The sequence below is a fragment of the Janthinobacterium sp. LM6 genome (assembly GCF_002002885.1).
Lineage (GTDB): Bacteria > Pseudomonadota > Gammaproteobacteria > Burkholderiales > Burkholderiaceae_D > Janthinobacterium > Janthinobacterium kumbetense.
This window is the reverse complement of record NZ_CP019510.1, coordinates 4,740,050-4,751,346: the sequence shown is the minus strand read 5'-3', so window position 1 is coordinate 4,751,346 and position 11,297 is coordinate 4,740,050. Positions and strand designations below refer to the sequence as shown.

11 protein-coding genes are annotated in these 11,297 nt (G+C 60.8%); 10 read left to right on the top strand and 1 reads right to left on the bottom strand.

Annotated elements, in window-relative coordinates:
* Positions 1-270: 270 nt before the first annotated feature.
* The 9 genes from BZG29_RS20825 to BZG29_RS20785 all read left to right on the top strand — a co-directional run bounded on the left by BZG29_RS20825 (position 271) and on the right by BZG29_RS20785 (position 10,031).
* A complete protein-coding gene (locus BZG29_RS20825; protein ID WP_077407110.1) occupies positions 271-2,001 on the top strand; it encodes an acetolactate synthase 3 catalytic subunit in 1,731 nt (576 codons plus the stop codon).
* Positions 2,002-2,003: 2 nt separating this feature from the next.
* Complete coding sequence (gene ilvN / locus BZG29_RS20820; RefSeq protein WP_010399754.1) at positions 2,004-2,495, top strand: acetolactate synthase small subunit; 492 nt, start codon at positions 2,004-2,006, stop codon at positions 2,493-2,495.
* A gap of 74 nt (positions 2,496-2,569) precedes the next feature.
* Positions 2,570-3,586 (top strand): ketol-acid reductoisomerase, encoded by a 1,017-nt coding sequence (gene ilvC, locus BZG29_RS20815; RefSeq protein ID WP_034750044.1) that lies wholly within the window; start codon positions 2,570-2,572, stop codon positions 3,584-3,586.
* A 155-nt stretch (positions 3,587-3,741) separates the two neighbouring features.
* Positions 3,742-4,152 carry a hypothetical protein gene (locus tag BZG29_RS20810; RefSeq protein ID WP_077407107.1) on the top strand — a complete coding sequence of 137 codons (411 nt, stop codon included), beginning with the start codon at positions 3,742-3,744 and terminating at the stop codon, positions 4,150-4,152.
* 190 nt (positions 4,153-4,342) lie between these two features.
* The gene (locus tag BZG29_RS20805; protein WP_077407104.1) at positions 4,343-5,581 is read left to right on the top strand and encodes an MFS transporter; all 1,239 of its coding nucleotides are present in this window, start codon (positions 4,343-4,345) and stop codon (positions 5,579-5,581) included.
* Positions 5,582-5,787: 206 nt separating this feature from the next.
* On the top strand, positions 5,788-6,558 hold the full coding sequence (locus BZG29_RS20800; RefSeq protein WP_077407101.1) for an SIMPL domain-containing protein: 771 nt from the start codon (positions 5,788-5,790) through the stop codon (positions 6,556-6,558).
* Positions 6,559-6,662: 104 nt separating this feature from the next.
* Positions 6,663-7,430 carry an SIMPL domain-containing protein gene (locus BZG29_RS20795; protein ID WP_077407098.1) on the top strand — a complete coding sequence of 256 codons (768 nt, stop codon included), beginning with the start codon at positions 6,663-6,665 and terminating at the stop codon, positions 7,428-7,430.
* A 156-nt stretch (positions 7,431-7,586) separates the two neighbouring features.
* Positions 7,587-8,438, top strand: coding sequence for a CDP-diacylglycerol--serine O-phosphatidyltransferase (gene pssA, locus BZG29_RS20790; RefSeq protein WP_077407095.1), 852 nt, complete (start codon positions 7,587-7,589; stop codon positions 8,436-8,438).
* Positions 8,439-8,486: 48 nt separating this feature from the next.
* Positions 8,487-10,031 (top strand): 2-isopropylmalate synthase, encoded by a 1,545-nt coding sequence (locus BZG29_RS20785; protein WP_077407092.1) that lies wholly within the window; start codon positions 8,487-8,489, stop codon positions 10,029-10,031.
* A gap of 168 nt (positions 10,032-10,199) precedes the next feature.
* Here BZG29_RS20785 and bamE read toward each other — a convergent pair whose 3' ends face one another.
* Entirely contained in the window at positions 10,200-10,697 is a 498-nt protein-coding gene (gene bamE / locus BZG29_RS20780; RefSeq protein ID WP_077407089.1) for an outer membrane protein assembly factor BamE, read from the bottom strand.
* A 185-nt stretch (positions 10,698-10,882) separates the two neighbouring features.
* Between bamE and rpsO the strand changes: the two genes are divergently transcribed.
* On the top strand, positions 10,883-11,152 hold the full coding sequence (gene rpsO, locus BZG29_RS20775; RefSeq protein WP_010399743.1) for a 30S ribosomal protein S15: 270 nt from the start codon (positions 10,883-10,885) through the stop codon (positions 11,150-11,152).
* Positions 11,153-11,297 lie beyond the last annotated feature (145 nt).

The following is an 11,297-nucleotide window of genomic DNA, read 5'->3' as shown; positions in this document are numbered from 1 at the left end:
CCGGCACACAAGGCCATCCGCGGCAAGACGCGCTTTCATTTGTAGGCAGTTTGTTCTAACCCGCGCCACAAGCGCGAGCGGTTCGTACAGGCGCCACAGAAACTCCGGCCAAACGAGTTGCGTTAAGCGTTGTTTTGTAAGGTATCTATGGGTGCCCAAAGAAATTGCGTGACCGCATGAAAAGGGAAGCAGGAGCACTGTCGCGCACAGCGAACTTCGTCAGGAAAGAACATCCGATCAATCTCCAATGGACCTTGAAAGGAATGTTTCATGAATACCGAAGCAGCAGCAGGACCAATTACGGGCGCAGAAATTGTCGTGCGCTGTCTGGCTGAAGAGGGCGTCGAGCACGTCTTTGGATACCCGGGCGGAGCCGTACTCTACATCTACGACGCCATCTTCCAGCAAAACAAATTCCAGCATATCCTGGTACGCCACGAGCAGGCCGCGATCCACGCCGCCGATGCCTATTCGCGCAGCTCGAACAAGGTCGGTGTCGCCATCGTCACGTCCGGTCCGGGCGTCACGAATGCCGTCACAGGCTTGTCCACCGCGTACATGGACTCGATTCCCATGGTGGTGATCTCCGGCCAGGTGCCGAGCCACGCCATCGGGCAGGATGCGTTCCAGGAATGCGACACGGTCGGCATCACGCGCCCCGTCGTCAAGCACAACTTCCTCGTCAAGGACGTCAAGGACCTGGCAGCGACGATCAAGAAAGCCTTCTTTATCGCCCGTACCGGCCGTCCGGGACCCGTGCTGGTCGATATCCCCAAGGATATCAGCATGCACAAATGCCATTTCGACTATCCGAAGGAAGTCGAGATGCGTTCCTACCGTCCCGTCGACAAGGGCCACTCGGGCCAGATCCGCAAGGCCGTGCAGCTGTTGCTGCAAGCCGAACGCCCGATGATCTACACGGGCGGCGGCGTGATCCTGGCGAACGCCTCGGCCGAGTTGAACAAGCTGGTCGACCGCCTGGGTTTCCCTTGCACCAACACCTTGATGGGCCTGGGCGGCTACCGCGCCTCGAGCGAGCAGTATGTCGGCATGCCCGGCATGCACGGCACCTACGAAGCGAACATGGCGATGCAAAATTGCGACGTCCTGATCGCCATCGGCGCCCGTTTCGATGACCGCGTGATCGGCAACCCGAAACATTTCGCCTCGCATCCGCGCAAGATCATCCACGTGGACATCGATCCCTCGTCGATTTCCAAGCGCGTCAAGGTCGATATTCCCATCGTCGGCAACGTCAAGGACGTGCTGATCGAGTTCCTCGCGCAACTCGACGCGGCCGAAGCCAAGCCGAACGTCAATGCATTGAGCAACTGGTGGAAGCAGATCGCCGAATGGCGCGGCCGCGAATGCCTGAAATACCCGACCTCGGACCTGGTCATCAAGCCGCAAGCGGTGGTCGAAAAAGTGTTCCAGATCACCAAGGGCGACGCCTTCATCACGTCCGACGTGGGCCAGCACCAGATGTGGGCCGCGCAATACTATGGCTTCGACAAGCCGCGCCGCTGGATCAATTCCGGCGGCCTGGGCACCATGGGTGTCGGCTTGCCGTACGCCATGGGCGTGCAGATGGCCAACCCGGACGCCACCGTTGCCTGCATCACGGGCGAAGGTTCGATCCAGATGTGCATCCAGGAACTCGCCACGTGCAAGCAGTACCACTTGACGCCGAAGATCATCATGCTCAACAACCGTTTCCTCGGCATGGTGCGCCAGTGGCAGGAAATCGATTACGGTTCGCGCTATTCCGAGTCGTACATGGATTCCCTGCCCGACTTCGAGCGACTGGCCGAAGCGTATGGCCACGTGGGCATGAAAATTGAAAAACCGGGCGACGTCGACGGCGCCCTGAAAGAGGCGTTCGGCATGAAAGACAGGCTGGTATTCATGAACTTCATTACCGACCAGTCCGAAAACGTGTGGCCCATGGTGAAAGCCGGCAAAGGCCTGTCCGAAATGATGCTCGGCTCGGAGGACCTCTAATCATGCGCCATATTATTTCTGTCTTGCTGGAAAACGAAGCGGGCGCCCTGTCGCGCGTGGTGGGCCTGTTCTCGGCACGCGGTTACAACATCGAAACGTTGACCGTGGCGCCGACGGAAGACTCGACCCTGTCGCGCATGACCATCGTCACCAGCGGCTCGGACGACATCATCGAGCAGATCACCAAGCACCTGAACCGTCTGATTGAAGTGGTGAAGGTGGTGGACCTGACCGAAGGCCAGCATATCGAACGCGAGTTGATGCTGATCAAGGTTCGTGCCGTGGGCAAGGAGCGCGAGGAAATGAAGCGCACCGCCGATATCTTCCGTGGCCGCATCATCGATGTCACCGAAAAGACGTACACGATCGAACTGACCGGCAACAAGGTCAAGCTCGACGCGTTCATCGATTCGATCGACCGCGCCGCCATCCTGGAAACCGTCCGCACGGGCGGTTCCGGCATCGGCCGCGGCGAACGCATCCTCAAAGTATAAAAATATAAGCAGCTCTACGCGGCCCTGGCGCCGCATTTAAAACAACAACGCATCATCAAATTATAGGAAATACCATGAAAGTTTTTTACGACAAAGACGCTGACCTCTCCTTGATCAAAGGCAAAAACGTTGCCATCATCGGCTACGGTTCGCAAGGCCACGCGCACGCGCAAAACCTGAACGATTCGGGCGTCAACGTCACCGTCGGCCTGCGCAAGGGCGGCGCTTCGTGGACCAAGGTCGAGCAAGCCGGCCTGAAAGTGGCGGAAGTCAACGACGCCGTGAAAGCGGCCGACGTCATCATGATCTTGCTGCCGGATGAAAACATCGCTCAGGTCTACAACGAAAACATCGCTCCGTTCGCCAAGCAGGGCGCCGTGCTGGCCTTCGCCCACGGCTTCAACGTGCATTACGGCCAAGTCGTGCCACGCGCCGACCTGGACGTGATCATGGTGGCGCCGAAAGCCCCGGGCCACACCGTGCGCGCCACCTACACCCAGGGCGGCGGCGTGCCCCACCTGATCGCCGTGTACCAGGACAAATCGGGCATCGCCCGCGATATCGCCCTGTCGTACGCGTCGGCCAACGGCGGCGGCCGTGCCGGCATCATCGAAACGAACTTCCGCGAAGAAACCGAAACGGACTTGTTCGGCGAACAGGCCGTCCTGTGCGGCGGCGCCGTGGAACTGATCAAGGCCGGCTTCGAAACCCTGACGGAAGCGGGCTATGCGCCGGAAATGGCGTATTTCGAGTGCTTGCACGAACTGAAACTGATCGTCGACCTGATCTATGAAGGCGGCATCGCCAACATGAACTACTCGATCTCGAACAACGCCGAATACGGCGAATACGTGACCGGTCCTAAAGTCGTGACGTCGGCCACCAAGGATGCGATGCGTCAATGCCTGAAAGACATTCAAACGGGCGAATACGCGAAGAGCTTCATCCTGGAAAACAAGGCGGGCGCACCGACCCTGATCTCGCGCCGCCGTCTGACGTCCGAGCACCAGATCGAAGAAGTGGGCGCGAAACTGCGCGCCATGATGCCTTGGATCGCGAAGAACAAGATGGTCGACCAGTCGAAGAACTAAGCATTTATTAGTCATTTGCAAGCAAAAGCCGGCGCAAGCCGGCTTTTTTATGTGCGCCGGCGCCTGGCAGGCAACATCCGTTACAATCAGGCCCATTCAACCATACCGTCAGTCTCATGCTTGTTTTTTCTAAAGTTTTTGTCGGGAATCTTCATGTGCTCAAGCGCCCCGTCTCGGTTGCCCTCAGCTGCTGGTTTCTGGTCATCGGTTCGCTGTCAGCGCTGGTGTCGGCTTTCCTCGGCCGCCACGATCCCGCCATGCAGGCGTGGATGACGGACGGCGTGATTCCCGCCGGGGCGCAATACGCGATTTTGCTCTTCAGCCAGGGCATTACTCTGGTGGCAGCGCTGGCCATGCTGCAACGGCAGCGTGGCGCGCGCACGGTGTACCTGGTGTGGGGCGTGATCGACATTGCGTTTTGCCTGGCGACCTTGCCGGTCAGGATGAACGTCTTGCCTGGTGCGCTCATGTTCGCCGTCATCTGCGCCTTCCTGTACAGCCCGAAAGCGAATGCCTGGTTTTCGCCACGCAAGGCGGCCAATGATGCCTGCATGACGCCAGCCTGAGCGCGGCTGGCTTAAGCACGGCTGTCTTGGCGCGCACGCTTTTCGCCCGCCTCCTATATAATCCCGCCCTTCCTTTGCAGTTTCATATAGCTGCATCTGTTTCGGTATCTGCCGACCGCAACGCGCATCACCGCTTTTGTAGCACGCCAGACGCTAATTGATCAGCCGCCTGGCAACCTGAAGGACCCCTATGACTGACCGCATTACCGCCACAGTACCCATGCCGGGCACTGCTGAATCTTCCGTTTCCGAACGGCTTCCCGTCCTGGCCTTGCTGGCCCTGGCCATGACGGCGTTTCTCGCCCTCCTGTCCGAAACCTTGCCGGCCGGCTTGCTGCCGCAGATTGCCCGCGACCTGAATATTTCCGAAGTCATGACGGGCCAGCTGGTGACCGTGTACGCCATCGGTTCCATCCTGACGGCAATTCCCCTGACGGCCCTGACGAGTGGCTGGCGCCGGCGCAATGTCTTGCTGCTGGCGATCATCGGCTTCTTGATCTTCAATACGGCGACAGCCTTGTCGCCCAACTATATGGTTGCCCTGGCCTCGCGCTTCGTCACCGGCATGGCCGCCGGGCTGGCCTGGGGCTTGATGGCCGGCTACGCGCGCCGCATGGTGTCCGTGGAACAGCAGGGCAGGGCGATGGCCATCGCCATGATCGGCACGCCGCTGGCCCTGTCGCTGGGCGTGCCGCTGGGCACCCTGATGGGCGGCGTGCTGGGCTGGCGCAGCATCTTCGGCATCATGTCCGGCCTGGCCGCGGTGCTGGTCGCGTGGGTGTTGCTGGCCGTGCCCGATTATCCGGGGCAAAAGAATGGCGAGCGCCTGTCGATCCGGCAAGTGTTCATGACGCCGGGCGTGCGGCCGATTCTGGCGGTGATCGTCGCCTGGATGCTGGCGCATAACATTCTATATACCTATATCGCGCCATTCCTGGCGCCGTCCGGCTTGCGGCCCCGCGTCGATCTGGTGCTGCTCGTGTATGGCGTGGGTTCCTTGGCCGGCATCTGGCTGGTCAGCCAGTTGATCGACCGCTGGCTGCGCCCGCTCGTGCTGGGCTGCATCGCTGCCTTTGCCCTGGTGATGGTGGCGCTGGGGCTGGCGATGGACTCGCCTGCCGTGATCTATGTCAGCATGGCCATCTGGGGCATCACCTTCGGTGGCGCCGGTACCTTGCTGCAGACGGCGTCAGCCGACGCGGCCGGCGACGGCATGGATGTGGCGCAAGCGATGGTGGCGACCATCTGGAACGTGGCCATCGCGGGCGGCGGCCTGGCGGGCGGCTTGCTGCTGGACGGCTATGGCGCGGCGTCGTTCCCGTGGGCCATGCTGGCCTTGCTGCTGGCGGCGCTGAGCATCGCCTGGCGCGCCAGCCGCTACAGTTTCAAGCCGGGCCGGCGCAGCGGCGGCCCGGTGGCGGGTCACTGATAACATTGTTATTTTGAATGTCGGTGTATTGAAATGTGAGCAGATGTGACTGGCAAGCACATTTTGTGACGATTTGTTAATTTGCGCCACAGGAATGAACGAGGCGTTAGAATCTACACAGTTTGACAAGTTTCTCAAGCGAAAGGGATGGCAAAAGCGTCTTTTTCGCGGGCTGTCAGCCACATTAACTACCTAGGAGTACCCCCATGACCGTGATGAAATCCGTCCTTGTTGCCGCCGCAGCCACCGTTGCCCTGAGCGCGCAAGCCCACGCACAAGCTCAAACCTTGCCGACTTCCGGCACCCTGGTGGTCGTCCCCGCATTTGGCGAAGTCAAGCATGTCAATGACCAGGTGGTCGCTACCCTGGCCGTCGAAGAACAGGACAAGGACAAGGCCGCCGCCGCGTCGCGAGTCAACCAGAAGATGAACAAGGGTATCGCCATCGTCAAGCAGGCCGATCCGTCGGCCGCACTGAAATCGTACGGCTACTATACCTATCCCGTGTATCCGGAAGAGCGCCCATTGCCGGCCGGCGCCGTGGCCAAGCCGCGTTTGCCGACGGCCTGGCGCGTGGGCCAGTACCTGGAAGTGACGACGGCCAACCTGGCGTCCCTGCCAAAAACCGTGTCGGCGGCGCAAGGCGTGCTGACCCTGAATGGCTTGAATTTCGGCCTGAAGCCGGAAACCATCCGCCTGCTGGACGACCAGCGCATCGCCGCCACGTATAAAAACCTGAACGAGCGCGTGGCCGCCATCGCCAAGGCCATGGGCCGCAACGTTGCCGACGCCGTGCTCGATACGGTGGACTTCGAAGGTTCGGGTAATTACGCCACGGAAAGCCGTCCTGCCGCCGCGCCGATGATGATGCGCAGCGCCAAGATGGCCGAAGACAGCAGCGTCGTCGCCGAACCGAGCTTCGAACCGGGCGAAACAACGCTCGACATGCGCGTCGTCGGCAAGGTCAAGTTCAAGTAAGCGCATTCGCGTGGAAATGTTTCCGCGTTAGCATGTTTTAAGATGATCATGGGGCTGCTGGCCCCATGGTCGTTTTTGCCCCATTATTTTTTCAGGAGAACACCATGACCGTCATGAAAACCATGCTGGCCGCCGCCGTCGTTACCGCCGCCGCTACCGTTACCCTGGGCGCACAAGCCCAGGCCTTGCCCACTTCCGGCACCCTCGTGGTGGTGCCCGCCAACGGCGAAGTCGTGCATGCGAACGACCAGGTGACCGTCACCCTGGCCATCGAAGAGCAGGACAAGGACAAGGCCGCCGCCGCCTCGCGCGTGAACCAGAAGATGAACCAGGGCGCCGCCATCGTCAAGAAGGCCGACCCGCAAGCCGTGCTGAAGACCCAGGGTTACTACACGTATGCCGTGTACCCGGAAACGGCGCCGCTGCCGCCAGGCGTCGCCGCCAAGCCGCGCGTGCCGACCGGCTGGAGAGTGGGCCAGTACCTGCAGGTCACGACGACCAACCTGGCCGCCTTGCCGAAGACCGTTTCCGCGGCGCAAGGCGTGCTGACCCTGAACCGCCTGAACTTCGGCCTGGCACCCGCCACCATCCGCAAGCTCGACGACCAGCGCATCGCCGCCGCCTACAAGAACTTGAACGAGCGTGTGGCCGCCATCGCCGGCGCCATGGGCCGCAACGTCAATGACGCCGTGATCGACACCATCGATTTCGAAGGCTCGGGCAATTACGCGCAGCGCGTCAGCGTGGCCGGCGCGCGCAACATGAGCGCCGACATGGCGGCTTATGGCGGCAACCAGGTGGCCGAGCCGAGCTTCGAGCCGGGCGAAACGACCCTCAACATGGGCCTGGTGGCGAAGGTCAAGTTCAAATAAGGATAGTATCGGCGTCAATATTGCCGGCTTGACGCCGCCACGCTTTTCTTTGGCGGTAGCTCCTCTATAATGGCAATATCGGCGGGCGCATGGGAGACAGTCATGCACCCGCCATCTGGCACCGATTCCCCCGCAGTACACAAGATATGGAACAACATGGCAAACTTCCCCCGTCGTAGAGGCAAGAACGGCACTCCCGCAGCATCCAAAGCGTCCCGCTTCAGCAAATTCGTGCGCCAGCCGGTGACCGATGGCACTGGCAAGAAAACCTTGCGACGCCGCGGCATCTATCTGTTGCCGAACGCCTTCACGACGGCAGCCCTGTTTTGCGGTTTCTACGCCATCGTCATGGCCATGAACCAGAAATTCGAACACGCGGCCTGGGCCATCTTCATCGCCATGATCCTCGACGGCCTCGACGGCCGCATCGCGCGCCTGACGAATACGCAGAGCGAATTCGGCGCCCAGTACGACAGCCTGTCCGACATGGTGTCGTTCGGCGCCGCGCCGGCGCTGGTGATCTACGAATGGTCGCTGCGCGGCATGGGCAAGCTGGGCTGGCTGGCCGCCTTCGTGTATTGCGCCGGCGCCGCCTTGCGCCTGGCCCGCTTCAACACGAATATCGCCGTGGTCGACAAGCGCTTCTTCCAGGGCTTGCCCAGCCCGGCTGCAGCGGCCATGGTGGCCGGCTTCATCCTGTTGATGAACGACCTGGAATTTGCCGGCAACCAGCTGGCCTGGGTGTCGTGGGCGATCGCCCTGTTTTCCGGCCTGACGATGGTCACCAATGTGCCGTTCTACAGCTTCAAGGATGTGAATTTCCGCAAGTCCGTGCCTTTCATCGTGGTATTCCTGCTGGCATTGTTCTTTGCGCTCATCTCCATCGACCCGCCGAAAGTGCTGTTCCCGATTTTCGTCGCCTATGGCCTGTCCGGCTACGCCGTGTTCTTCTGGCGCATGGCGAAGGGCAAGCCCGTCAGCATTATCCAGACCGACCCCGAGCATTGATGCGCTGAGTCGGTAGCGTCGCCAGTCTTCAGCCAGCCAGGAGCAGCCATGAGCACCAGCAACCGACTCATCATTTTTGACACCACCTTGCGCGACGGCGAGCAATCGCCGGGCGCCTCCATGACGCGCGAGGAAAAGCTGCGCATCGCCAAGCAGCTCGAGCGCCTGAAGGTCGACGTGATCGAAGCGGGCTTCGCCGCCGCCTCGCAAGGCGACTTCGAGTCGATACGGGCGATAGCCGGCGCCGTGCGCGAGTCCACCATCTGCTCGCTGTCGCGCGCCAACGACCGCGACATCGCCCGCGCCGCCGAAGCCCTGCAACCGGCCGAGCGCAAGCGCATCCACACTTTCATTGCCACGTCGCCCCTGCACATGCAGATGAAGCTGCGCATGACGCCCGAGCAAGTGCTGACGCAGGCACAGAACGCCGTGCGCTACGCGCGCCAGTTCACGGACGACATCGAATTCAGCCCCGAAGACGGCAGCCGCTCCGACGAGGATTTCCTGTGCCGCGTGCTGGAAGGCGTGATCGCCGAGGGCGCCACCACCATCAATTTCCCCGATACGGTGGGCTACGCCGTGCCGGAAATCTTCGGCGCCACCATCCGCCGCTTGCGCGAACGCATACCGAACTCAGATAAAGCCATCTGGTCTGTCCATTGTCATAACGACCTGGGCCTGGCTGTGGCCAATTCGCTGGCAGGTGTCATGATAGGCGGCGCGCGGCAGATCGAATGCACGATCAATGGCCTGGGCGAGCGGGCCGGCAATACGGCACTGGAAGAGGTGGTGATGGCGCTGCGCACGCGCGCCGCCTATTACAACTTGACGGTGGGCATTGATACAACGCAAATCGTGGCGGCATCCAAGATGGTGTCGCAGATCACGGGCTTTGCCGTGCAGCCGAACAAGGCCGTCGTCGGTGCGAACGCCTTTGCGCACGCGTCCGGCATCCACCAGGACGGCATATTAAAGGCGCGCGAGACGTATGAAATCATGCGCGCCGAAGACGTGGGCTGGACGGCCAACAAGATCGTGCTGGGTAAATTATCTGGCCGCAACGCCTTCAAGCAGCGCTTGCACGAGCTGGGCATCGCGCTGGAATCGGAGGCGGACATCAATGCCGCCTTCATCCGCTTCAAGGAGCTGGCGGACCGGAAATCCGAGATTTTCGACGAAGACATCATGGCCCTCGTCAGCGAGGAACAGCAGGCGCAGGAAAGTGAGCACTACCGTTTCATTTCACTGACGCAGCAGTCGACGACGGGGGCCGTGCCGCATGCGCGCGTGGAATTCCTCGTCGGCGGCAAGCAACTGAGCTGCGAAGGGCGGGGCGACGGTCCCGTCGACGCCACCGTCAACGCCATCGAAAGCGCGGCCGCCAGCGGCGCGGAGCTGGTCTTGTTCTCCGTCAATGCCATCAGCACGGGCACGCAGTCGCAGGGCGAAGTCACGATGCGATTGTCGCGCGACGGGCGCATCGTCAACGGCGTGGGCGCCGACCCGGACATCATCGTCGCGTCGGCCAAGGCGTATTTGTCGGCCTTGAACAAACTGCATGCCAAGGACGAGCGTATCGACCCGCAGCCGTAGGAAGGACGCCTGATTAAACCTACTGCGCGTCGCGCTTTGCGGCCGGCGATGCTCACCACCTCGGCGGCCCCGTGCTCAAGCACGGCTGCGCTTCTTGGCCCAAAGGGGGCGCCGAGCCTCACTGCCGCTCGCTACGGTTTTATCAGGCGTCGTTACGCCGGTAATGGTTTACCAGAAGAAGCGGCGCTCTTCCTTGGCCGGATCGGGCCCGTTCATCATCATGCGCACGATGCCGTCGTGGTCGAAGTGCACGTGCATCATGGAATCCCACACGCCCGATTCCTTGTAGCGGTAAGACCAGACGTGCAGTTTCGGCAGCGACAGATACGAGGTTTCCGTCGGGCGGCCCAGCGTGTGCAGCACGTCTTGCTGGTTCGATACGCCCACCTTGATGCGGGCAAAGCCCGGCGTGTCGAGCACTTGCTCGTAGGAAATGAGCTTGTCGTCGGGGCCGAAACGGGCCATGTAGGTATATTGACCGTACGGGCCCGTCGCGTATTCCAGTTCCGGCCCCGTGGGCAGTTGATAAATATTGGTGGGCCGGCCCAGGCGCGCTTCCACGGCGGCGCGCGGCTCGCCCGGCTGCGGCGGCGGGACGTTCCAGCTGGCGCAGCCGGCCAGCACGGCAAACAGCAGCGGTGTTGCTAATTTGAGCAGATTTTTCATGTTGGACCTCCTGAAATGCAGGAAAACCCTATCATGCACCGAGAAAAGCGCGCACGGCAGGATACAGGCGGGCATTTTTCCGATATACTTGCGCGTCTGGTTGGCAGCATAGGCCAGTATTTTAATAATCGTAGTTCACGGTGGATAGGGTTCAGACTCTGTGCACCGCATGTGAAAGGTTTATCATGACAGTAGAAAACATCAACAAAGCCGCTATCATCGCGGACAACGCACGTGGTCAAAACGACACCGGCTCCCCTGAAGTGCAAGTTGCACTGCTGACAGCTCGCATCAACGAACTGAACGGCCACTTCAAAGCCCACTCGAAAGATCACCACTCCCGCCGCGGCCTGATCATGATGGTCAACCGTCGTAAGAGCCTGTTGTCCTACCTGAAGGCTAAAGACGCTACCCGTTATCGCGACCTGATCGCTAAACTTGGTCTGCGCAAGTAATTTTTGCCGTACAAGGTTTATACAGAAATGCCTGCGCCAGTTCGCTGACGCGGGCATTTTGTCATTTGAATTCCGGATTTATGTCGGGAAGTACAGTATTCTCTACCGATATCATGTTTTAAAAGTAAAGTAGCAAAGGTGGCAA